This window comes from Pseudomonas sp. AO-1 (assembly GCF_019775695.1).
In the GTDB taxonomy this organism is placed as follows: Bacteria; Pseudomonadota; Gammaproteobacteria; order Pseudomonadales; family Pseudomonadaceae; genus Aquipseudomonas; species Aquipseudomonas parakoreensis.
Genome location: NZ_CP079947.1, coordinates 3,639,809 through 3,659,962 on the forward strand (window position 1 = coordinate 3,639,809; position 20,154 = coordinate 3,659,962).

The window sequence follows — 20,154 nt, forward strand, 5'->3', positions numbered from 1 at the left end:
ACAAGCTCCGGATCGGTTTTCCAGAACCATGCAAGGTCATAGGCGACCTCGATCAGTTGCTCGACGGTCCCGATGCCGGACTCATGAAAAAACTGGCCACCGCCCAGCTCAAAGCGTTGAGGTCGGATAGATCCAGCTGGTTGACGGAGGACGGCGGAATAGCTGCGCACACGGCGATGTACTTGGCCGCTACGTCCATATCCAGACTGACGTCTTCGTTCTTGTCGATTTTGTAGGGTAGAGCTTTGATGGCCCTTACTTCCTGTACTGTCGGACGGCGCAGCGTCAGCTCGGTGATTGGCTCACCGTGAGCCTCGATCGCAACCTGCAACTTCACTGGCTCACTCATTGCCAACTCCCATTCACACCATCAAATTGCAGTTCAACCGTTCCGTCTTCGCCCTTGGCTGCAGGCTCATCGACGAGATAGCCGCCGGACAGCACGTATACCTTCCCGTTCGCAAACTCGCAGGTGACGGTCTGGTCGTAACCTTTGGTCAGCTTTTTAATCGGAAAGCCTTGCGGCATGAGTGCGGTCATCTTGATATACGGCGCCAGTTTTTCTTCCTTGAAAAAACCCGGCCACACCGTTTCTCTTTTCACATCCATCAGCGGCGCTTCCGCGCCCCCCGTGATGGTCAGTTGCTCACCGTCTACTTTCACGTACACAGTGCCCGCTACTTTTTGACCCATGGTCTTTGTCTCCAGAATGAAAAAGCCCGCACAGGGCGGGCTGGGTGTTCAGGGTGAGCGTTATGCCGCGTCGTCGTACTGGAGGCGGAACTGGTTGAGCAGCGCGAAGATCCGCAGGCCGTTGATGTAGTCCGGCGGGAATAGCACGTTGACTCGGCTCGGGTCGTTGCTGTCGCGTTCGACAACCAGGTGCTCGGCGAACAGGTCGGCATTTTCGACATGACCTTCCATTTCGAGCTTGGCGTACTGCGCAATCAGCTCGCCGCGAATCACCGCGGGGGTGACGATTGGCTGGCCTGCGCCGAACTGCGTGCCGTCGGACGCCAGCTTGTGGCGTCCGTACTTGCTGGTAATCACGCTCTGCATGCGGCGAATGATAAACGCCGACTGATGCATGGTCTCGCTGTCCAGGTACGAGTTGTCAGCCTGGCCATAGGCGTTCTTCTGGTAGGTTGTGATTGAGCGCTGAATGCGCACGTAACCGCCTTCGTAGTACGCGGTGGCGATACCGTAGTTGAGCAGCGACTGACGCTCAGTCAGGGTGAATCGATCGCTTGCCGGTGCCGGATCCAGTCCTGGCAAACTGCCGCTCTGGGTGGGCCGGCTGGCATCGGCAGAGATAAACACCGCCGTGCGAGCCCCCAGTGCAGCCGCCTGCACCCAAACCGGTTGCGGCACGCCTGGCTCAACACCCTGAATGGTCATGTGCTGGTCGTTGCGCGCCTGGCCGGCCGCAACCAGCGTGCCGATGGTGCCACGCTTGGCGGTGTAGACATGCCCGAACAACTGCTTGGCCCAGCTCCAGCGGCCGGTGCTGTCGTCCATCGCATCCTTCCAGGCATTCAGCGTGGTTGTATCCGACCATGGCTGACACAGGAACTCGAAGGGTTCATCACCGAGAGCGGCGATCGCGTCCACGGCGTCGGGGGCGCCTACTCCGGCGGACATCGCCGTGGCAACCACCGTCAGGCCAGCAGGTGTCGATTCACCGTTGGACTTGCCCAGCCGGTTCATCGCAATGTTGATGTCGTTGCCACTTTCGCCAGTCCACTTGCAGGTGAGCGTGACTACGCCGTCAGCGGCTGCAGCAGTGACCGGAAGATCGGGTGTTGCGTTGACCTTCACTGCCAACGCGGAGGCAACGACAGCTGCCGTCGCCGCCGCCGCGACCGTTGACTGGACACGAACACCGCCGACGTACAGGTTCAGCAAACCTCCCTCGGTAGCAGTGCCTGTGATGGTCACGGTCGCTGAAGCCGATTCGCCGGTTTCGTTTTGCAGGGGCAGACACCAGATTTCACCGATCGGGTCGGCCTTGCGCCAGGTTTCGTACATCGCCGCGAGCATCGAGCCCTGCCCACCAATGCTCTTGGCGATGGCGACGCTCGAGACCAACACCAGCTTGCCGATGCTTTCGCGGTCCGCGTCATCGTTGACCTGCCCAACGATCAACCGACGCATCGCCGATGAAGCCGAGTTTGCGGCCGAGTTATCCATCTCCGCGTAGAACAGCGGCACGCGGATGTCGGCGGGAATGTTGCTGAATCCGATGGCCATTATTTGCCTTCCTCGAGTTTCGCCGCTGGGGCTTTGGTGGTTGGGGGCTTGTCGGCTTTGACGACGATGTCACCGTCAGCCAAGCGGCGGCGCCACCAGGCGCCATCGGTAACTTCCCGGCCTTCAACGGGCAACAGGTCGCCAGCCTCCGGATCGGGCACAGAGCGGCCAGCGGCCGGCACCACAGTGATGCGCTTGGTCATGGTGTTACGTCTCCAGTGAAAGTGACTTCAATGCGCCCGTCCGGGCCGGGTCGTTTCAGATTGGGATCTGCAGGATCGATGCAGTCCATGTTGATGGTTGCGCCGGCGAACCCGGGGAGGCCGTCCAGATTCCATTCCTGCCACGTCTCGGGCGACTGATCAGGTCGGTTTCGTCCGAGCTGAAATTCTGCGGTGAAGAGATATTGGTAGATGACTCGAGCACGACTGATGAACACCAGCGCACCCTTGTCGTATTGAATCGGCGTGTATTCAGGTCCAGGTGACCACCCCACCAAGGCCCGCCACAGCTCAGAGCGAAGATCGTGCAACTGATCGTTGGCCTCTTGGCCTCGCTCATCTCCAGCGTCCAGCACGACCACCACCGCGAACTGATCCGTAACGTCCTGTATCACCACGTTCTGGGCCTTACTGGGGGATGCCCCATCCGCCGCTGCAATCACATATGCTGCCGGCATCGGTAACTTGGCGCTTTCTGCGACGGAGTCCCAATCGATACCGCCTGCCACGCGATCGGCAAAGGTCGGGCATGTCGCCTTGAGATGGGCAACAATCGGGTTCAATTTCATAACGAGTCCAAGGAAAAACAGCGTTCAGTTCAAGGCATCGGCAAACGCTGAAAAAAGGATCGACCGAACCTGCTCAGATGTGTCTTGCAGAGCATCGGCCATGTAGTTGTCGTGCGGTTCAATCCGCCACGCACCCGCCGCCCGCTCAGCAATAAGCCGCGCCCTCACCCCCGCTTGCCGCCGATTCTTACGCCCAATACCTTTACCAGGTGCAAGCTTCTGCGGCCGGCGCCCCTGCTTCACGCCGTAGTACAGATAGGCTGGGTAGAACTCACCCATTGCGGGAGTGAGCGTCGGGGAGATTTTGACCATGAAGCCCGAACGCGACACCTTGAACTTGATAGACTTGACCGTCTCACCGGTCCGGTTGGCCGGGTAGCCTTGCCGCCCCTTGCCCAGCACCAGGTTCATTTGGGCATGCTGCGTGACCAGCAAGCCGGCCTTACGCATCCCTGCGCGAATCTTCTTTTTATTGAAGGCGTCGCGCTCGAAATCCTCGAAGCCTTCAACGTGCAGGTAACTTTCAACCGACGCAGAGTTAGCCATAGATACCGCCTCCGGATTTCTGCGGCCCGAGTTCTTCGACTTCAAGAATGGTGTAACGACGTGTACCGTTCATGTCGGCAACACGCCGCACCCGGTAGATGGTGCCGCCGTGCACGACCTCATGGGCATCGCTCACGCCCTTGAGGAAGTAGAACGTCACGCGGTGAGTGATCTTTACGTCCGTTTGAACACCTGCCGTGTAGACCGCAGTACCGACCGGCTCAATCTTCGCCCATCGCTTTTTCTCGTCGGTGAAGATCGAGTCAAGCCCCTGATCCGGCGCGGGAACATCAGTGCGCAGCCTCAACGTAATTCGCCGATCCAGCTCACCGGCACTCGGTTCGCGATAGGCCATGGTCAAAACCTCGGCGGTAAAGTGATCTCAGCCACCAGGTGATCAAGAAAGTCAGAAGGCAGCTCTGACAGGGATTGGCCAACCAGGAACATTTCCGGATGTCGATGAATCGCCGCCGCCGCCATCAGCAACCAGTTGCGAACGCCGGGGTGAAGGTCAAGATCAGTCTCTGCCTTGTAGCGAATACGCAAGGCGCCAGCAGGTCGCCCCGACGGAAACGACACGAAGCTTTCGCGCTGGCCCTGTTCGAGATCTACCGGGCCAGCGTAATCGCTCCACGTGCCATCAGCCTGCCGAAGCTTGACCGACAAAACTTCGGTCGCTTGACCGACATCCAGCGCGTGGCCGGTGGGGAATGCAGCGGGCCAGTCTTCTTCGTAGATCGCACCGCGAATACCGGCCCCGGTCTTGGACTCGCACTGAGTCGTGACACCGGGAATGATGATGTCACTGATAAGCCCCGGCTCCATGTCCTCCGGTTCCAGCCGACACTGGAAAGCCACTTGTTCCAGTGTCAGAACTGGCTCGCCGAAGTATTCGATTCGACGGGCCATGGTTTAGGGTTTCTCTTCGTCGGGTCCATCATCGGTTTCGGTTGTACCGCCTGGCTCGGTGGTTGCTTCGGAAGTACCACCCCCAGCAGCCGGGCCGCTCTCAGTTTTTGCAGCACCGGCCTTTGCGGTTTTGCCTTTGCCCCCCTTCGATTTTGCCGACGTCTCGCCGCTGGGTTCATAGATTTCCGCGAACCCTTTCGCCTGCAGCCCCTCGACTACAGTTTGATCGAAGCCAGCCAACTCGTCCGCAGAGTAACCACGCCAGGCCTTCAGAAAACGCACCACTACTTTGTCTGTCATTACCCATCCCTCAGTTATGCGAAACCCCGCCGAAGCGGGGTCGCGGAATTACATGCCGGCGCCCCACTTGACGTTGATGGCAACGACGATGCACTCGACGTGGCGCGGGCCGAAGTCGTGCTTGGCGATCACTTTGACCAGCGTCTGGTCACGCTGGAACGCGCTGACCATATTGCCTTCGGCGTCCTTGTAGGAGGCTTCGTTACTGAAGGAAATCGTCAGGTCCATGTCTTCGCCGATCATCATGTCTGCGAAGTTGACGAAGTAGAATTCGGTCTCATCGCCACCGGCGCCGAGGTTGACCGGGATCTGGTTGCTCAAGCCAACCGGATAACCTTTGAACAACCCTTGTTCGATTTCCGGATAAGCCTTGTTGCCATTGCCGTCACGAAGCGACTGCAGCCAACGGAGAACGCGTGGATGCATCAACCAGCCGCAGGCCTTCATCATCACATTCGCCGTTTCTAAGCGGAGCATCATGCCTCCGCAAAACAAGTCGATCTTTTCCAGGGTGATGGTGTCCACCGCTGGTGCCGGCAAAATGTTGAACGGCTGTGCCCAATAACGCATCCCCTTTGGCAGCGAGCCGCTGCCGTCAGCACGGATGAAGTGCAGATCTTCTGACAGCCCCATCGAGACCGCCAAGTCCTCAACGACGATATCGTCAGTTCGCGGGCTGACACCGGCATTTGCAATCAGGTCGTTGGAAATCGGCACGATCGCCGCAGCCTTTTTCGCGGACAGCTTTGTATCTGCGAACGTCATCCCAGTGATCGGGATATCGGTTTCGGTACCGATGTAGGTGACGACTGTGTTGCCGGTGATGCGGGGTTGAGTCAGGTTGCCATTGTTCAGCGGCAAACTACGCGCTCCCATCTTGCGCACAACAGACATTGGGCGGAGCGCTTCGATAATTTCGGTAGCGAAGTTTTGTGGAACCAGTACACCACCAGCACCCGGCGTTACAGTGCTGAGAGCCATTGCAACATCGGTAGAAAACCCGCCCTGCTGCGCCATTTGCGCGGCTTGATGCTGATTGCCACCGGCGGCGGCGAGCAGACGAACCATCTGGGCCATCCGCACACCTGGTGCTTCCGACGGACCACCACCGTGAATATGCCCATGCGCACGACCCTGCGGCGGACTGGTGCGACCTTGAGCAGACTCGTTAACAGGAACCGCGCTCGCAGCGGCAATACGCTCGGCCTGTTCTGCACGACTGATCTTGTCAGTCAGTGCATTGAACTCCGCTTCCAGAGTCGTGAACTGGGCCAACTGTTCAGCCGACAAGGACTCGCCTGCCGTTTCGAGTTTGGCCAACGCCTGAATCGAATCGTTGATCTTCGCGCGTTCGCTACGCAACTGAAGTACTTGGGACATGTTGCCTCCTGGGCATAAAAAAACCCGCACAGGGCGGGTTTCGGTGACTGCCGCGAACGCGGTCAGATCTGGGTTTGAAGATTCAACGCGGATGCACGAACGGACAGACGGCCGGACTGGCGGACTGTGCGGCTCATGGCGACAGAGTGAGAAAGGTCATCGACCACCTGTTGCGGGCTCTGCATTCGATCGGCCAGCCCGGCATTGATACCGGCCTGCCCCCGATACAGCCCTGCTTCGGTGGCAATTACCTGCTGCACGGAAAGTCCCCGGTAGTCCGCCACAGCGTTGACGAAGAGCTGGTAGCTCTCTTGAACCACATCGTTCAGGTACTTCAGCGACTGCTCGCTCAAGGGTTCGTGAGGACTGAGATCGTTCTTGTGAGCCCCGGCATAAACCGTGGTCACCTTGACGCCCATGCCCTCTTCCATCTTGGACCGGTCCATATGGCTGGCAATGACGCCAATCGAACCAACTCCACTGGTCTGGCTCACCACCAGCTCGCTACAAGCCGATCCGAGCAAGTAGCCGCCGCTGTACGCCATGAAGTTGACGATACCCGTGATGGGCTTTTGCTGAGCCATGGCGCGGATATCGGCAGCCAGTTCGAAAGCGCCGACGGCTGACCCACCGGGGCTGTCGATGTCCAGCACGATCCGCTCCACCATCGGATCTGCTACCGCGTTGCGCAGTTGCGTACGCAGTGATTCATAGCTGGTCATCGTTTCGCACATGCCGATGTGACTGCCACGGCTGACCAACACGCCGCTGACGGGAATCACCTCGATCCCGGTTCGCGCAATGGCCGTTCGGCGCTCTTCCTCTTGCTGCGCGATACGGTCGATGCCGTCGTCATCCCAGATGGCCGGACCTTGCTTGGCGCCAATGTTAACGATGTTCAGGCTCATCGCCTGGTTGGCCCAGCGCACGCCGAGATCCAGCATGTCCGGGGTCACCAACAGCGGCTGATTGAACAGCAGGCTGGAGGCTCGCAGGTAGTTTTTCATTGGGCAAGAATCCTTCCGATTTCAGCTTGCTGGAGTTCGAGCTGGGCTCGCACTTTGGGGTTGGTCAAATCGCCACCGGGCTTTCCTGCATCGACCATGTTCAACGGCTGAAGGTAGATATCGCCACCAGGTACCGGCGGCATGTTCTCCAGACGCCGGATGTCATTGACGCTGAGCCAGCCCCACTGTCTGCCGATGGCATACGCTTCGTAGCGGCTCTTCTGATCGCCGCGCAGCAGTCCGGACAGATTGAACTCAATGAAGTACTCGCGCCGATCCTCGGGCAACAGGAAGTCGCGCATCATTGATTGTTCGTGACGCTTTACCCAAGGCAGCAACGCGAACACCACGAACTGAATCATCAGTTGCTCAAGGGTGTTGTAGTTCGACTTCTCCAGGTCGTTGACCATGGGCAGCGGGATCTTGTAGATCCGGGCGATATCGGTGCCGGTGGTCTTGAGGATGCCCAGCACCTCGGCATCAACGTTATTCATCGACACCGGTTTGAAGGTCATGCCCTCCTGCAACAGCGCGACCTTTTTGGCGTTGTCCATGCCGCCGAACTTCTGGCCCCACTGATCAACAATCTTGTCGATGCTGCCTTGATCCTTGATCGACGGCGCCTCACGGGGACGCTCGATCACGCCGGACACCGTCACGCCGTTGGCGAAGCTCTTACCGGTGTATTGCCGCACGGCTTGGGCGAGCCCGAGAGAGTCGGCGTGCACTTCGATGGGCGAAAGCCCCACGTAGTGATTGGTGCTGACCCATCGCACATGATGGATCATGCGCATCGGTAGCGCCTCGCTTGCACCGATCCGGTAGTAAGGCAGCAAGTCGGCGCCCTTTAACACCTGAACCTTGTTGTTGCACAACGGCCACAAGCCAATGACATTGCCGTCGTCGCGCCGGTCGATGAAGCTGTAGCTGTTACCCCGCAGCCCTGCCGCGAGCTGACTGCATTCGCGGTATTCATATGGCGTCTGGAAGCCATTGGGCTGGTACCGCAGAACGTCGTAGGCCGGATGATTGATCGCCGCTTCCCGCTGCCCTTTGTCTTGGCGGCGGTACATCTCGCAGGGCAACTGCCCCATGGTTTCCGCCAGCAGCGTGACGCAGTTCTGCAGGATAGGGAGGCCAAGCGCTGACTCGGGCGTGACTGTGACGCCCGAACTATTCCGGCCACTGCCAATGAGCCCGCGCCAGAAACCGTTGTCGGGGTTTGTGAGAGTGCCGCGCCCATCGCCGAGCACGCTTGAGAAAAACATGCTCAACCTCCTTCGGGTTTGGATTGGGATTTCAGTGCGGCGGCAGCGCGATCGGCAAGGTAGGACCAGGCCAGCAGGCCGACACCTGCGACGATACAGCCGGCGGGAACGCTGATCAGCGCCACGCCCCCGACAAGCAGCCCGAAGCCCAACAGGCCGGCCAGCCAGGCCGCGATGGCTAATTTCATATACCCGCCCCTTCGTCGTAGATGGATTTGCCGCTCGGGCCAGCGGACTTGATGCTGGTCCCGACGGCGATGATGGAGGCCACGATGCCGTCAATCCGGCCTGTCGCCTTGGCCTTGTCGGCCTTTCGATTGTTGGCTGGGTCGGAAACAATCACGGCGTTGCCGGCGTTCCAGGTCATTACCGGATTACCGTCATGGCGCAAGGTTTCGACCACTTCGGGTTCGATGACTTCGTAGTCCGACGGGTCGAGATCTATCACTTCCTGCTCAGATGATTGACCCAGTAATCGACGCTCAAATTCATCGACTGCCGGCGCCATATCCTTGAAGCCCTGACCGAAACCGACCATTTCTGGCAGGGTGATATCTTCATCGGCCATCAGCTGCAGCAAGTCTTCGATGCGCCATCGGTCATAACCGATGCGCTCCACGTCGAAGTACGCGCAGATTTTTACGAGCCTCAGCAGTACGTGTTTCTTGCTGATGGCTCGGCCAGGTGTTGTTTCAAGGTGGCCGTCCTTGACCCACATGGCGTATGGAACTTTGTCCCTGTCCTCGCGCCCCTGAAGATCTTCATCGGGAATCCAGAAGTACGGCAGCAAGCGCCAGTGAGGGTCGTGCGGTACCGGCCAGAACAACAACACGAATGCAGTCAGGTCGGTGGTGCTGGCAAGGTCGAGGCCGGCGACACACCTTCGGTTACGTAGAATCCGCATCGGTACGCGCTCTTCCGCCTGCTTCCAGACTGCCCACGAGATCCAAGGCGCATCCGCCTGGGTCCATTCGCAGAAGTTGAGTCGGCGCACAACCGACTCCTGCGCTGGCAGCCCCCGGGCCGACTGCACCTGCTCGCGCAGATACTTGCGCCCGGGAATGCCGTCGGTCTGCCCTTCCGCAATGTAATCAAGCGATGGGTTCACCTTCGGCCAACAGGCTTCGTCCGTAAACGGATCGTCCCCTTCGTCCAGCGAACAGATGAACGCAAAGAAACTGTCGTCTGTTTCGATGTCGGCGCAGATCCGCACACCCAAGTCGTGGTACTGACCACAGACAGTCTTCTTGTCAGATCCGCTGTTGGTGATCATCACCACCATGGCCTTGCGCCGGTTCTTGGTACCGGCGCGCATCATGTTCACGGTCGCGGCGGTCTTGTGTTCGTGCACCTCATCGAGCAGGCCGATGTGAGGGCGCGGGCCGGACTGGCCTTCGTCCGCGCTGATGGGGCGGAAGAAGGAACGGGTGTTGGGGTAATACAGGTTCCAGACTTTCTCGTCACGGCCCGATTGAGCGAGTCGAGAGCAGAGCGCCGGGGACATGTCCACCATCGACACGGCGTCACGAAAAAGGATCATTGCCTGGTCACGCTTGGTGGCGGCCGCGTAGATTTCGGCACGCTGTTCGCCATCCGAAACCAGACCGTACAAGCCGATCCCTGCCACCAGCGGACTTTTTCCTGAGCCCTTTCCCGTCTCGATGTAGCCCAAGCGAAAGCGCCGGAAACCATCGACTGTCATCCAGCCGAATAGGCTGCCCACAACGAATGCCTGCCAAGGTGCGAGCAAGAACGGCATGCCCTCATAGTCGCCGCCGTTGAGACATAGGACATCTTCGAAAAAGCCAATAGCGCGATTGGCAAGTGCTAGGTCGAACACCAGCCCGCGATCAAGACCGCTCTTTACATCGCGAAGGTGACGCTTGCAGGCGTTGCGGACATCAGGTCCTGCGACGATCTCACCTGCAAGCACGGCATTCGCATAGCCGGTAACGCGGTCATCTACTGAAGTATTGTTCAGCGGCTGCTCTTGGGTCATTGGGGAATAACTCACCTTGCGGTGCTGGCGGCGCTTTCAGGTTGCGCCGAGACACTGGCGACATACCGAACTGCGCGCCGGCGGCATTGGCGCGGCGCTCGGCATCATTGGCGAGCTGCCGCAGAACGTGCATCTGCTGAGCACCGGTCTTGAAGGTCTGGACATCGCCGCCCAACTCATCGGTGGACTTGGCGTTTTTCTCCGCGATGAGCCGCTGGTAACGACGCCAATCCGCAGCGGCTTGGCAGTACGCGGCCAGCGCCATGGAGTCGAGTTCGGAGATGAGGCGCAGAGACATCAGCGCCGGCACTACTCGCTCCCACTCGGACACCGCATCAGCCGAAAGGACATCCGGCATGGGTGGCGCTTTCACCGGGAGAGTCGGGGACTGAACTTCGTCCAGCAGAGCCGCAACGTTTTTCCCACTCGGGTTTCCCCGCAACAGATGGACCGACGCCGGTACAGATGGGCGACCCGAACTTCCATTTCCTGCCATAAATTCAACCCCTTACCTGTCGATACCCCCCTCCCCTCATTTTTCCCGACTTTGTGTAAAGAGGGGGGCGATCGGTCTAGAAGGAAGTCCAAATGAAGTTTTTCACCCCCCCTACCCTCGGGGGTGTGCGTTTTTTTGGTGCGTCGGGGATGGTCGGTCACCGGTTCCAGTGATGCCCCGGATCGACCGGACGGCCGTCGGCATGACACCCGGGTACGCGCCCGCTCTTCTCGATCCGCTGCTTCGTCGAGTCGTGGCAGAACTTGCACAGGCTCGCCCAGTTCTCTGGGTTCCAGAACAGCTTCCATGCCGCCTTGATGCGCACCGGATCACCGCTGTCCTTGGCGTCCTTCAGCTTGGGGGCGACCTTGTGGTCAACGATCGTTGCTGCCACCGGGCGCAGATCGCTCGAACACATCGTGCAATACGGATTCGCACGCAGGTGCGCGTCCCGTGACTTCTGCCACTTGTACCCGTACCCCCGCTCGGTGCTGCTGCCGCGTCGGTCATCCGATACCTTGCTCATCAGCCCATCTTCCAGACACGGGCCAGATTGCCACTGCTCTGGTACACCGACCCAACGAACACCGCCAGCACGATAACCAGTGGCCATGAGTTCTGCGGCATGACCAACTGCCCCTTGCCGATGTACACAACCGCAGATCCAGCCGCGACCATCACCACCCAAGCAAGACAGCTCATGCTCCGGCGGAACCGGGCACCGCGACGACGGAACGTGAACAGCCGAACGAACAACGCCACGCACAACCAGAACGTGGCCTGCGTGAGAACTTGCGGCATCAGTTGACTATCCATCCTGCCTCCCTTGCGGTTCAGCAACGAGGCCGCGTCTCTTGATGACGGCGAGCGCGACGGTAACAACCACAACCGAGGCGCCGAACGCCGCCGGACCGGTGTACTTGAAGGGCCTCGTGCCGAACAACTCAACCTCGGCCATGCCAGGTGCGAACATGTAACCCATCACGAAAGACACGAGCAGGAACAGAACCCGCTTCCAGACCGGCAATTCCTCAGTAGTGGTGAAGAACACCAGAGAGCCAGCCAGCGCACCGATCACAGCGAGCATGTCCACGCCCGCCAACAGACCGGTAGCCGCCAGTCCCACACCACCGGCCACGACAACAGTTGCCGGCTCGCTCATGCTGATTCTCCTTGCAGACACCCCAACGGGCCGAAAATAAAAACCCCGCCGAAGCGGGGTTGGGTGACCGGCTCAGGGAAGGCCGGGTAAAGCTGCACAGCACGTGCGAGGTCAGCGCCAAGGCGCAAATTGCATATCGTGGTGACTTTTTACCTGCCTCCGGAAAAACCGAAAAGCGGTGATTTTCGGTAGGTCAGCAAACGACACGAATGTGACCGCGATCCGACCACAACGCGACAAACCGCCCCGACGAGCGGTCAGCACGGTCTGACCCTCGCAACCCTAGACGTTCGCAGAAGAGCGGTCTCCGCTGACTTCACGCGTCGATTACGTGCACGACCTGGGGCGCTCCGCACGGTCAAGATCACCAGCACCTGCTGATGCAGAGCATGAACCCAGTTCCGATACGTCCGGTCAGCGTTGTCACCAAGCCCCAGAATCGGCATCTGCGAGCGAACCGACAGCGCAGGTCGAGGCAGATAACGATTTCGAGCGAGCTTCGCCAGCAGCGCGCCCTTCTCAGACTGACGCTCAAGTTGTGCCAGCGCCGCGGCGACTTCCTGCGCGGCGTGATCCATGCCACCACCTGCCGCCATCATCAGGTCGCGCGATCCCGGCGTACCGCGAGGAGCAGAGCCGCCCCACTCCATGATCGTCGCCATCGGGCTACCCAAACCACCACCATCGCCTACTTGGTTGAACTGATTACCCCAGTGCTGCATGAGCTCTTCGATTTCTTCGATCATCGACCTGTCTCCCCGAAAAACCGAACCCAACACAAAAAACCTTCAACCTGACACAAACCCAACACACTAAAAACCCATATAAAACATTGCTTTAAAACAACTGTGTCAGGTGTGTCAGGTGTGTTGGGTTTTTCTTCACGCATAAGGAAATGAATTGAGGTGAGAGGAAATGCCCTTTTTAGCGTGCGTGTGCACGCCTGCACGCGGGATAAACCTGACACACCTGACACACGGGTACGAAAACCCGCGTAAGACGTGGGCTGTAGCTGTGTCAGGTATCGAATTCCAACCTGAAACACAGGAAACACACCTGACACACGTATGGTCATCATGCGGCCACACTCCCCCGGTCAGCGAACTTGACATGCTCCCAGCTATCCACGCTCCAGCCGCTGGCCTTGGCCTGCTCTCGCCACGTGGCAACCGCTGTTCCCAGCGCAGCTGCGGTCAAGGATGGGGCCGGGGAAGGCGCACGCTCTACTCCGGACCACGGAAAGAAGAAAGTACCGAATGACCGGCGTGCGCCTTCCATCCAAGGCACCCGGGGCACCTTGTCGACCTGGGTCGAAATGAAGCCGCTGAATTTCGTATGGCTCAGCGTGTGCTCTTTGTTGCGATGGCACCACTCCAAGAACAACGCATAAAGGTCACTGCTCACGCACACCGTGAACGGAGCACCGAGCATCCCGTAACGCCATTCCCGCAAGAACGTCTGCCAGCTCGCCATGCTCAGCTCAACCAGCCGTTGTCGGGCGGCTGTGTTCGGTGGCTTGGTGCGCTCATCAAAATCGCCGAGCGGATAACTCAGCAGGTAATCATAAAGCGCCTCGACACCACCATTGGCCAACTCATGCTTGACCTTCTTTTGCTCGGCCTCGGGTAACGGATCCTTGGGCCACATTACCAGCATCCGCCGATCCTTTTCCCCGATCGGCCAAGGCATGATCTCGTTCGACAAGAACACCGCGTTCATATGGTTGGCTTCCTCCCAACCGTTTACGAATTTGGACTCCATCCGAACCGTCTTACCGGTGACCATATGCTTGATCTTGCCGACCTGGTTATAACGCTGGTCCCGACTGACAACCTCTTCAAACACACCGTACAGCTTGTTCGACTGCCAAACAGTCCAGTTCGACTCAAGCTGTGCCTGGCCGACTGTTGCACCGCAGTCGCCATAAATCCGGCCCATGATGTCACTGAACAGAAGACTCTTGCCGCTGCCTTCCTCTGTCGAGTGGAAAAGCACAGCTGTATCCATCTTGGCGCCCACATTCTGCAACGGGAAGGCAAGCCACTTCGTCAACCAGTCCGCCGCGTCTCGATCACCGTTGCACAGAAAGCTGATGATCCATTGCAAGGTCTTGCACTTGTCGCGGTCGCTGTCGGGCACCAGAGGCAGCCCCTCAAATGTGTTGATGTAAACCTCAGGATCTTTCGTCATACGCGGATCGAAAACGATGTGCTCCATATCCACAGTGCGGCGATCGGGACTGTTCAGCCACATACCGTACGCATCACCCAGCGACATCTTCAGCGCCCCTTCCGGAACGCGCCGGCGCTTCTGCACATCCCACGTGTCCTTCGTCCCGTCGATATAGACGTAACGCTCAACCGGGGGCATGCCCTCCCCGCTGACCTGTTTGAACTTCGCCTCGGCCTTAGCCTTATTCGCCAGGCGCTCGGCCATGTCATCAGCGATGACCTTCTTCACCGGCAGATCAAGCCATTCCTTCGCAAGCGGTTTCGTCACCAGCATTTCGAACGCAGACTTCTTGATGATCACCCGCTTGAACGTGTCGAAGATCGCCGTCTTGCCCTCGACCAACGCAAAGCGCGTGAAGATCCGTTCCGCCGTCCAGCCGCTCCCCCCGCCCCCCTCTGGAGCTGCAGAGCCGTTTTCGGCGGGCTCTTCAACAGATGGGGAACGGGGAAGGCCTTCCAACTGAACAGGGACAGCAGAAGCAGCAGCTGCATAAAGCTGGGTGCGCACAACATCAAGGCCTTGCTCAATGTGTAAATCGTTCCAGTCCTTGGTCATCAAGCAACCTCCCCAAAATACGGGAACGTCGCAACGCCGCCGACCTCACGGGCTGCGGCAGTCGCTTTGGTCCGCCCGGGATTACCAGGTGCAGTGGGGTCATCATCACCAGCAATAACGATCGAGGCTTCAGGATGCGCCTCACGCAGAACCCGGGCGACATTCATCAGGTTGCCGGAATCAACCGCCATTGCTACGGGCCAACCGCTTGCCATGTGAACACTTGCGGCCGTCGCGTATCCCTCGGCTTCACCAACCACCGTCGGCGAATCGATCGACCCCAGCACATGGAAGCACCCGGACTTGCGCCCGTACTTTGGAAACAGCTTCGTCCCCTGCCCATTAATTGATTGCAGACTCCACAACTTGCCAGCGGCGTCACGAAGAGGGATCGCAATGCTGCCCGGTTTGAACACCAGAAAACTCAGGTAGTCGGGCCGAGGCTTGGGCAAACCGTTGAAAAACTGCATCGCGTTGCTGCCAGCCCACACCTGACAGCGCTTGTTACGATCATCAATAGACAGAATGACCGTGGTGCTGAAGAACCCGACACCGAACGCGCCAACCTGCTTACGATCAAGGTACGGGCTGTGTCCCTCCGACTGACAATGCTCATTCCAGATTCGCAAACAGCAGTCCGCCACCAGACCACGCATTTCCTCGAGTAAAGCTTCGTCAGCCTCGACCTCCGCCTGACGCTGCTTGCGCCGCTGCTCAGCCTCAGCCGCAAACCGCTTCTTTTCTTCGGCAGTCATTTCGATTTTGTCGGGCTTCCAACCCGCATCAAGGGCCAGTTTTAACACCGTGCCCATTCCGGTACCGGCCTTCTTGAACGACTTCCAGACGGACAAAGCTGCCTTGCCGTCATAACTCTTGCTGCTCTGACTCCAGTTGTTCCAAGGGCCATAACCTTCCTGCCCGAACTCAGATTTCAGGCCCATGCCAACCTCGACCCACGTGTCACGCTGGTCGGGTGAGATGTACTGAAGGAGGTTTGGCAATTCGTGAACTTGGAGTGGGATTTTATCGCCGCTCATCTTCGAGCCTCCCGCAACTCCTGACAGTGCACGCAGGTTTCGCAACCCTCGCTCGCCTGCTGTCGAAGTAACGGGATGGGTTCGTCGCAATCCTCGCTCGCCTGCTGTCGAAGTAACGGGATGGGTTCGTCGCAATCCTCGCAGAACTGCGCACTAACGCGGCTTGATGCCACGCGGCGGTTACGGTGAAGGGCAACGTCGAGCAGGTATTGCGCCTGGTCGTTGGCGCGATCGATATCGTCAGCCATTGTCCTGTCCCTCCATGGCCTGACGGGCGCCGGCCATGATGCCCAGCACCGCTTGGATGACATCGATTCCGTATTTATCCAGAGTCGCGACTTCGTGCGGCTCCCAGACGTTGTCGGCAGCACCGGCGTGCATGCTTGAAACAAACTCGCCGGTTCTCTCCAGCAGTTTGCCGACAGACTTCAACGCCTCGGATGTGGCAGGTACCGGCGTCGGCTTGTACCAGACAGCGCCCGCAGGACGCACCAGCGCGTCGAGCAATGCAGCGTTTTGCGTCAGCCGAATGACCTCTTCCAGTTCATCCGGAGTCAGCCAGCGGCGCTCTTCATTGAGTTTTAGTTTCTTCTGCAGCTCGTCGTAGTCCATGAGCATGTCATGGGCCAACGTAGTGATGCCGCCTCGATAATCGCGCCCGGCACGGTAAAGCGCCTCACGCAAAGAAAGAACCGGGCCAGCGCCCGGGAGGAGATCTGTGCGACTCATAACCGTAAATACCCCGTTTACGGCCTAGCCATCAGATGGGACACGCCCTATCCTACGACCACGACCGATGTGCATGTGCTGTGTATCGTCGTAGCCGGGCTGGGGGATTCTTTGGTGAGAGGCCCCAGTCCGGCACCCCTTTCAGGCTGCCTGCAAGTCAGCAGGCAACAAAAAAACATCAGGACGGAGCACGTCACGTGCGATCCCCGTCTTCAACTCAACGCGCAGCACCAGTTCAGCAGGCAATTCACCTTTTCTGAACCAATAGGAAACAAGCTGTTGCGATACCGGCCGATCTTCGGTCGACACCAGCACCGCGAACGCGGCCTGACCACCGGCAAGGCTGATTGCCTCTGCTAGCGCCTCTCGCTTGGAATTCGAAATGCTCATCTCAACCTCTGAATCTGAAGTACCAACCAAAAATACAACTAAATTTGTAAACGGACAACATGTTTTTATGTTGGAACAAATACAAATCTTTTTGTAGCCTTCTTTGATGACCGAATCGACGCCCAAGCCAAGCCGCATAGCTGTCCTCTTCAAGACCCGCCGCGAAGAGCTAGACCTCACTCAAGAGGAAGTAGCCAGCAGGGTCAACGCGCTTCTTTCACCTCCTAAAAGGCTCACGCAGCAGGTCTATGCCGCGTTTGAAAAGGGGAAGTCTCAGACCACCAAGCACGCAATCACCATTGCCCAGGTACTGGACATTCCGCTGGACGCGCTAGATGAAAACTTCACGACTTCCCGTCTTAAAACCGGCGCGTCGGCAGACGCAAGGATAATTGCTGGCCCTACAGAGCTATGGGATGAGGAATCTCCACTCCATGATGAAGTAGAGGTTCCCTTGCTCAAGGAAATAGAACTGAACGATGGTTCAGGACACACAACAGTTAGAGCACAAGGCACATTTAGGCTTGGGGTCACCAAGAAATCCTTGGAAGAAATGGGCATCCAGATCGAGGATGTTGTATGCATCGAGGTATCCGGCAACAGCATGGAACCAGTCATTCCAGATGGCGGCAAAGCCGGGGTTGATCGAGGCCGCACGACGATTAAGGACGGCGATATGTTCGCGGTTCTTCATAACGGTCAGATCCGCGTGAAGATGCTTTACCGGATGGCGCGTGGCGGTCTTCGCATGCGGAGCTTCAATCGCGAGGAGCACCCCGATGAAGAGTATCCAGCGGACCAGGTACGCGAAGAACAGATAGAGATTCTGGGTCGTATTTTCTGGTATTCAGTCCTTCGATAGCCCCCATTTTCCTGAAAAGAAACCCGCCTAGCGCGGGTTTTTTTCTGCCTCTCACAAAATTAACAAAAAACACCGTTGACCAAAATACAAATAAACGCGTAATGTTTGTTTCGTACACCTCTCACCAAGAGTACGAGCCATGCATACGACACAGCACAGCACCACCCGCTGCCCCGTGTACCTACACCCCGCAGCGTGCACCAGTCCAGCAGCAGTCGAAGCGATCCAAAAGCACACCGGCCTGCTGGTAATCGTCACCCCCGGCGCTCGACAGGCATCTGCGAAAGCAGTGCCTGTCGCGTCTGACCTAGGCCCATTCGGGGGTGACGCAGCATGAAGCCTTTACTAATCGGCCTCGCCGGCCTCGCTCGCAGCGGCAAAGACACTGCAGCGCAGCACCTGGTCAACCATCACGGTTTTCAGTCGTACGCGTTCGCTGACCCACTGCGGGACGGCCTGATGCACATCCTCAACCTGAGCCCTTGCGACTTCGAAGGCGACCAGAAGGAACAGCCGCTGCCATGGCTGGGCCGCTCACCTCGGCAACTGATGCAGTCCCTGGGCACCGAATGGGGGCGTAACAGCGTGCACCCAGAACTCTGGTTGCTGCTCGCTGCGCAGAATCTGGACCTGCTAGCGCGAACTCACGACAACGCGAAGGGATTTGTCGTGAGCGACATTCGCTTTGAGAACGAAGCGGAGTTCATCCGAAAGCGCGGCGGCCTCGTCATTCACCTACAACGCCCAACGGCAAAATCGGTGAACGCGCACGCCAGCGAGAACGGTATCGAGATCCGGGACCGGGACGTTGTTATCACCAACAACGGATCGCTTGATGACTTCCAAAAGCATCTGACCGTGACCGTTTCTCTATTGACACTCGGCGCCGCGCCGCAAGTTGCCTGAGGACTGCGCCATGACAAACCGCACCCTGGACGAAACTGCCGCACTGCTCGGACTCAAGCCCCGCGCCTTCCGCACCAGGTTGCGCGAGCTGGGCATCCTGAATAGCAGCGGCGACCTTGCCAGCCAGCACCGCGACCGCGGCTATCTGTACTCGGATCCGCGCATCACATTGATTCCACCTCACAACAAGCCACGGCATTACTCGGTGGTGATGGTGAAAGAGGACGGCGTCGATTGGTTGGCGAAAAAGCTGGGAATCACCATCACCAAAAAGGACGCCGCCGCATGAGCACCAACTACATCAATGCCCACATGCAAGCGCTTGGCAGCCTTCGCCTGGTCCCGATCTACCTGGACAGCCCCGGCATCGTCAGCCGCGCCCTACTTCTCGGCGCCGCCAACGAAGCCGCGCAGATGCTCGGCAGCGTCCCCTTGCGCGTGCTTGAACTGGCCGACGTATTCCGCTGCGTCAACAACGTAATCCACCAAGGCCAGACCGCCTACGTCACCCCGACCAACTCGCCGGAGTATCCATTCGGCGCCGTGGTTGCGGATGAAAACGGCAACGTCTGCGCCGCCGCCATGGGCAAAAGCAAGGAAGGTCTCGCCGAGATGATCCGCCTCAAGTTGCTGCCCCCAACAGAGGGGCACGGGGAGAAAGCAGCGTGAGCACCACCATCGACCAACTGCGAAAGGAATGGCCGACGCCCTGCCCCACATTGTCCGCCGTTCGGCAGCGCTACTTCTCGCACATCACCAGCGACCGCTACCTGCTGCGCCGCATCAGCGCCGGCCGCATCGCACTGAAGGTGACTCGCCTCGGCGGATCCGCCAAAGGCACTGCGGTCGTTTACCTGCATGACCTGGCTGCGTACCTCGACGCACAAGCGACGAAGCAAGCGGCCTGATTCAACGGTGGCACCTGCCGTTCAGGCGCAAACAACACAACTCAATGAGGCACAGCACATGAAAGCTACCAACACTGCCGAATTTATTGGCGAACTCAACGCCGGCGTCTTCGCCAGTCAAATCGGCCACGCCCTCTCGGAGGTCGCGGCCGGCGTCGTTGACAATAAGAAAGTCGGCACCGTCACGCTCACCTTCACCTTGAAACAGATTGCAGACAGCCACCAGGTGACCGTCAACCACAAGCTTGCCTACAAAGTGCCAACCAAGCGCGGCAGCCGGAGCGAAGACACCACCCTCGACACTCCTATGCATGTCGGATCGGGCGGCTGCCTCACCCTGTTCCCTGAAACGCCCCATGCCGATCAGATGTTTTCCCGCGACGACGCACCGATTCACGCGAAGTCGTAACGCCTCACTGCTTCATACC

At 58.7% G+C, this 20,154-nt stretch carries 29 protein-coding genes and 1 pseudogene; 6 read left to right on the top strand and 24 right to left on the bottom strand.

Annotation, left to right across the window (positions count from 1 at the left end; genetic code table 11):
- Positions 1-52 precede the first annotated feature (52 nt).
- From KVQ82_RS16680 to KVQ82_RS16795, 24 genes and pseudogenes are all read right to left on the bottom strand, one after another.
- Complete coding sequence (locus tag KVQ82_RS16680; protein WP_222014603.1) at positions 53-349, bottom strand: phage tail assembly protein; 297 nt, start codon at positions 347-349, stop codon at positions 53-55.
- Positions 346-693: a phage tail tube protein gene (locus tag KVQ82_RS16685; RefSeq protein ID WP_108589606.1), complete on the bottom strand. Its 348-nt coding sequence runs from the start codon at positions 691-693 to the stop codon at positions 346-348. Before KVQ82_RS16685 ends, KVQ82_RS16680 begins: the two co-directional genes overlap by 4 nt.
- Positions 694-753: 60 nt before the next feature.
- On the bottom strand, positions 754-2,250 hold the full coding sequence (locus KVQ82_RS16690) for a phage tail sheath subtilisin-like domain-containing protein (protein ID WP_222014605.1): 1,497 nt from the start codon (positions 2,248-2,250) through the stop codon (positions 754-756).
- Positions 2,250-2,453, bottom strand: coding sequence for a DUF2635 domain-containing protein (locus tag KVQ82_RS16695; protein ID WP_222014607.1), 204 nt, complete (start codon positions 2,451-2,453; stop codon positions 2,250-2,252). Before KVQ82_RS16695 ends, KVQ82_RS16690 begins: the two co-directional genes overlap by 1 nt.
- A complete protein-coding gene (locus KVQ82_RS16700) occupies positions 2,450-3,040 on the bottom strand; it encodes a hypothetical protein (protein ID WP_222014609.1) in 591 nt (196 codons plus the stop codon). The genes KVQ82_RS16695 and KVQ82_RS16700 overlap by 4 nt, the downstream gene beginning before the upstream one ends.
- A gap of 24 nt (positions 3,041-3,064) precedes the next feature.
- The gene (locus KVQ82_RS16705; protein WP_222014611.1) at positions 3,065-3,586 is read right to left on the bottom strand and encodes a hypothetical protein; all 522 of its coding nucleotides are present in this window, start codon (positions 3,584-3,586) and stop codon (positions 3,065-3,067) included.
- On the bottom strand, positions 3,579-3,941 hold the full coding sequence (locus KVQ82_RS16710) for a phage head closure protein (protein ID WP_222014613.1): 363 nt from the start codon (positions 3,939-3,941) through the stop codon (positions 3,579-3,581). Before KVQ82_RS16710 ends, KVQ82_RS16705 begins: the two co-directional genes overlap by 8 nt.
- A gap of 2 nt (positions 3,942-3,943) precedes the next feature.
- Entirely contained in the window at positions 3,944-4,495 is a 552-nt protein-coding gene (locus tag KVQ82_RS16715; protein WP_222014615.1) for a hypothetical protein, read from the bottom strand.
- Positions 4,496-4,498: 3 nt separating this feature from the next.
- Positions 4,499-4,795, bottom strand: coding sequence for a hypothetical protein (locus KVQ82_RS16720; RefSeq protein ID WP_222014617.1), 297 nt, complete (start codon positions 4,793-4,795; stop codon positions 4,499-4,501).
- Between the two features lie 48 nt (positions 4,796-4,843).
- Complete coding sequence (locus tag KVQ82_RS16725) at positions 4,844-6,157, bottom strand: phage major capsid protein (RefSeq protein WP_260687681.1); 1,314 nt, start codon at positions 6,155-6,157, stop codon at positions 4,844-4,846.
- Positions 6,158-6,237: 80 nt separating this feature from the next.
- Positions 6,238-7,182, bottom strand: a complete 945-nt coding sequence (locus tag KVQ82_RS16730; protein WP_222014619.1) for a S49 family peptidase — start codon at positions 7,180-7,182, stop codon at positions 6,238-6,240.
- The gene (locus KVQ82_RS16735; RefSeq protein WP_222014621.1) at positions 7,179-8,450 is read right to left on the bottom strand and encodes a phage portal protein; all 1,272 of its coding nucleotides are present in this window, start codon (positions 8,448-8,450) and stop codon (positions 7,179-7,181) included. Before KVQ82_RS16735 ends, KVQ82_RS16730 begins: the two co-directional genes overlap by 4 nt.
- Before the next feature lie 2 nt (positions 8,451-8,452).
- Positions 8,453-8,638, bottom strand: a complete 186-nt coding sequence (locus KVQ82_RS16740) for a hypothetical protein (protein WP_222014622.1) — start codon at positions 8,636-8,638, stop codon at positions 8,453-8,455.
- Complete coding sequence (locus KVQ82_RS16745) at positions 8,635-10,449, bottom strand: terminase large subunit (RefSeq protein WP_222014624.1); 1,815 nt, start codon at positions 10,447-10,449, stop codon at positions 8,635-8,637. The genes KVQ82_RS16740 and KVQ82_RS16745 overlap by 4 nt, the downstream gene beginning before the upstream one ends.
- Positions 10,409-10,807, bottom strand: a complete 399-nt coding sequence (locus tag KVQ82_RS16750) for a phage terminase small subunit P27 family (RefSeq protein WP_222014626.1) — start codon at positions 10,805-10,807, stop codon at positions 10,409-10,411. The genes KVQ82_RS16745 and KVQ82_RS16750 overlap by 41 nt, the downstream gene beginning before the upstream one ends.
- A gap of 295 nt (positions 10,808-11,102) precedes the next feature.
- Positions 11,103-11,471, bottom strand: coding sequence for an HNH endonuclease (locus KVQ82_RS16755; RefSeq protein WP_222014627.1), 369 nt, complete (start codon positions 11,469-11,471; stop codon positions 11,103-11,105).
- Positions 11,471-11,761 (bottom strand): phage holin family protein, encoded by a 291-nt coding sequence (locus tag KVQ82_RS16760; protein ID WP_222014628.1) that lies wholly within the window; start codon positions 11,759-11,761, stop codon positions 11,471-11,473. Before KVQ82_RS16760 ends, KVQ82_RS16755 begins: the two co-directional genes overlap by 1 nt.
- A complete protein-coding gene (locus KVQ82_RS16765) occupies positions 11,754-12,107 on the bottom strand; it encodes a putative holin (protein ID WP_108589620.1) in 354 nt (117 codons plus the stop codon). The genes KVQ82_RS16760 and KVQ82_RS16765 overlap by 8 nt, the downstream gene beginning before the upstream one ends.
- A gap of 257 nt (positions 12,108-12,364) precedes the next feature.
- Positions 12,365-12,853, bottom strand: a complete 489-nt coding sequence (locus KVQ82_RS16770; protein ID WP_222014631.1) for a hypothetical protein — start codon at positions 12,851-12,853, stop codon at positions 12,365-12,367.
- 328 nt (positions 12,854-13,181) lie between these two features.
- Positions 13,182-14,786: pseudogene (locus KVQ82_RS16775) on the bottom strand (primase-helicase family protein); the annotation flags it as partial.
- Between the two features lie 107 nt (positions 14,787-14,893).
- Entirely contained in the window at positions 14,894-15,931 is a 1,038-nt protein-coding gene (locus KVQ82_RS16780; protein ID WP_222014635.1) for a PriCT-2 domain-containing protein, read from the bottom strand.
- On the bottom strand, positions 15,928-16,179 hold the full coding sequence (locus KVQ82_RS16785; protein ID WP_222014637.1) for a TraR/DksA C4-type zinc finger protein: 252 nt from the start codon (positions 16,177-16,179) through the stop codon (positions 15,928-15,930). Before KVQ82_RS16785 ends, KVQ82_RS16780 begins: the two co-directional genes overlap by 4 nt.
- Positions 16,172-16,660, bottom strand: coding sequence for a phage regulatory CII family protein (locus KVQ82_RS16790; protein WP_222014638.1), 489 nt, complete (start codon positions 16,658-16,660; stop codon positions 16,172-16,174). The genes KVQ82_RS16785 and KVQ82_RS16790 overlap by 8 nt, the downstream gene beginning before the upstream one ends.
- Before the next feature lie 141 nt (positions 16,661-16,801).
- The gene (locus tag KVQ82_RS16795; protein ID WP_222014640.1) at positions 16,802-17,050 is read right to left on the bottom strand and encodes a YdaS family helix-turn-helix protein; all 249 of its coding nucleotides are present in this window, start codon (positions 17,048-17,050) and stop codon (positions 16,802-16,804) included.
- A gap of 106 nt (positions 17,051-17,156) precedes the next feature.
- Between KVQ82_RS16795 and KVQ82_RS16800 the strand changes: the two genes are divergently transcribed.
- The 6 genes from KVQ82_RS16800 (at position 17,157) to KVQ82_RS16825 (ending at position 20,135) form a co-directional block, all read left to right on the top strand.
- Positions 17,157-17,912 carry a S24 family peptidase gene (locus KVQ82_RS16800; protein WP_222014643.1) on the top strand — a complete coding sequence of 252 codons (756 nt, stop codon included), beginning with the start codon at positions 17,157-17,159 and terminating at the stop codon, positions 17,910-17,912.
- 333 nt (positions 17,913-18,245) lie between these two features.
- Positions 18,246-18,818: a deoxynucleotide monophosphate kinase gene (locus KVQ82_RS16805; RefSeq protein WP_222014645.1), complete on the top strand. Its 573-nt coding sequence runs from the start codon at positions 18,246-18,248 to the stop codon at positions 18,816-18,818.
- A gap of 10 nt (positions 18,819-18,828) precedes the next feature.
- Positions 18,829-19,107, top strand: a complete 279-nt coding sequence (locus KVQ82_RS16810) for a phage antirepressor KilAC domain-containing protein (protein ID WP_222014646.1) — start codon at positions 18,829-18,831, stop codon at positions 19,105-19,107.
- The gene (locus tag KVQ82_RS16815) at positions 19,104-19,487 is read left to right on the top strand and encodes a hypothetical protein (protein WP_222014648.1); all 384 of its coding nucleotides are present in this window, start codon (positions 19,104-19,106) and stop codon (positions 19,485-19,487) included. Before KVQ82_RS16810 ends, KVQ82_RS16815 begins: the two co-directional genes overlap by 4 nt.
- On the top strand, positions 19,484-19,726 hold the full coding sequence (locus KVQ82_RS16820; RefSeq protein ID WP_108589632.1) for a pyocin activator PrtN family protein: 243 nt from the start codon (positions 19,484-19,486) through the stop codon (positions 19,724-19,726). Before KVQ82_RS16815 ends, KVQ82_RS16820 begins: the two co-directional genes overlap by 4 nt.
- 58 nt (positions 19,727-19,784) lie before the next feature.
- On the top strand, positions 19,785-20,135 hold the full coding sequence (locus KVQ82_RS16825) for a hypothetical protein (protein ID WP_222014650.1): 351 nt from the start codon (positions 19,785-19,787) through the stop codon (positions 20,133-20,135).
- Positions 20,136-20,154 lie beyond the last annotated feature (19 nt).

Excerpts from the sequence above, each read along its gene's own strand:
- KVQ82_RS16680 (WP_222014603.1), bottom strand. The coding sequence starts at position 349 with ATGAGTGAGCCAGTGAAGTTGCAGGTTGCGATCGAGGCTCACGGTGAG.
- KVQ82_RS16685 (WP_108589606.1), bottom strand. The coding sequence starts at position 693 with ATGGGTCAAAAAGTAGCGGGCACTGTGTACGTGAAAGTAGACGGTGAG.
- KVQ82_RS16690 (WP_222014605.1), bottom strand. The coding sequence starts at position 2,250 with ATGGCCATCGGATTCAGCAACATTCCCGCCGACATCCGCGTGCCGCTG.
- KVQ82_RS16695 (WP_222014607.1), bottom strand. The coding sequence starts at position 2,453 with ATGACCAAGCGCATCACTGTGGTGCCGGCCGCTGGCCGCTCTGTGCCC.
- KVQ82_RS16700 (WP_222014609.1), bottom strand. The coding sequence starts at position 3,040 with ATGAAATTGAACCCGATTGTTGCCCATCTCAAGGCGACATGCCCGACC.
- KVQ82_RS16705 (WP_222014611.1), bottom strand. The coding sequence starts at position 3,586 with ATGGCTAACTCTGCGTCGGTTGAAAGTTACCTGCACGTTGAAGGCTTC.
- KVQ82_RS16710 (WP_222014613.1), bottom strand. The coding sequence starts at position 3,941 with ATGGCCTATCGCGAACCGAGTGCCGGTGAGCTGGATCGGCGAATTACG.
- KVQ82_RS16715 (WP_222014615.1), bottom strand. The coding sequence starts at position 4,495 with ATGGCCCGTCGAATCGAATACTTCGGCGAGCCAGTTCTGACACTGGAA.
- KVQ82_RS16720 (WP_222014617.1), bottom strand. The coding sequence starts at position 4,795 with ATGACAGACAAAGTAGTGGTGCGTTTTCTGAAGGCCTGGCGTGGTTAC.
- KVQ82_RS16730 (WP_222014619.1), bottom strand. The coding sequence starts at position 7,182 with ATGAAAAACTACCTGCGAGCCTCCAGCCTGCTGTTCAATCAGCCGCTG.
- KVQ82_RS16735 (WP_222014621.1), bottom strand. The coding sequence starts at position 8,450 with ATGTTTTTCTCAAGCGTGCTCGGCGATGGGCGCGGCACTCTCACAAAC.
- KVQ82_RS16740 (WP_222014622.1), bottom strand. The coding sequence starts at position 8,638 with ATGAAATTAGCCATCGCGGCCTGGCTGGCCGGCCTGTTGGGCTTCGGG.
- KVQ82_RS16745 (WP_222014624.1), bottom strand. The coding sequence starts at position 10,449 with ATGACCCAAGAGCAGCCGCTGAACAATACTTCAGTAGATGACCGCGTT.
- KVQ82_RS16750 (WP_222014626.1), bottom strand. The coding sequence starts at position 10,807 with ATGCCGGATGTCCTTTCGGCTGATGCGGTGTCCGAGTGGGAGCGAGTA.
- KVQ82_RS16755 (WP_222014627.1), bottom strand. The coding sequence starts at position 11,471 with ATGAGCAAGGTATCGGATGACCGACGCGGCAGCAGCACCGAGCGGGGG.
- KVQ82_RS16760 (WP_222014628.1), bottom strand. The coding sequence starts at position 11,761 with ATGGATAGTCAACTGATGCCGCAAGTTCTCACGCAGGCCACGTTCTGG.
- KVQ82_RS16765 (WP_108589620.1), bottom strand. The coding sequence starts at position 12,107 with ATGAGCGAGCCGGCAACTGTTGTCGTGGCCGGTGGTGTGGGACTGGCG.
- KVQ82_RS16770 (WP_222014631.1), bottom strand. The coding sequence starts at position 12,853 with ATGATCGAAGAAATCGAAGAGCTCATGCAGCACTGGGGTAATCAGTTC.
- KVQ82_RS16780 (WP_222014635.1), bottom strand. The coding sequence starts at position 15,931 with ATGAGCGGCGATAAAATCCCACTCCAAGTTCACGAATTGCCAAACCTC.
- KVQ82_RS16785 (WP_222014637.1), bottom strand. The coding sequence starts at position 16,179 with ATGGCTGACGATATCGATCGCGCCAACGACCAGGCGCAATACCTGCTC.
- KVQ82_RS16790 (WP_222014638.1), bottom strand. The coding sequence starts at position 16,660 with ATGAGTCGCACAGATCTCCTCCCGGGCGCTGGCCCGGTTCTTTCTTTG.
- KVQ82_RS16795 (WP_222014640.1), bottom strand. The coding sequence starts at position 17,050 with ATGAGCATTTCGAATTCCAAGCGAGAGGCGCTAGCAGAGGCAATCAGC.
- KVQ82_RS16800 (WP_222014643.1), top strand. The coding sequence starts at position 17,157 with ATGACCGAATCGACGCCCAAGCCAAGCCGCATAGCTGTCCTCTTCAAG.
- KVQ82_RS16805 (WP_222014645.1), top strand. The coding sequence starts at position 18,246 with ATGAAGCCTTTACTAATCGGCCTCGCCGGCCTCGCTCGCAGCGGCAAA.
- KVQ82_RS16810 (WP_222014646.1), top strand. The coding sequence starts at position 18,829 with ATGACAAACCGCACCCTGGACGAAACTGCCGCACTGCTCGGACTCAAG.
- KVQ82_RS16815 (WP_222014648.1), top strand. The coding sequence starts at position 19,104 with ATGAGCACCAACTACATCAATGCCCACATGCAAGCGCTTGGCAGCCTT.
- KVQ82_RS16825 (WP_222014650.1), top strand. The coding sequence starts at position 19,785 with ATGAAAGCTACCAACACTGCCGAATTTATTGGCGAACTCAACGCCGGC.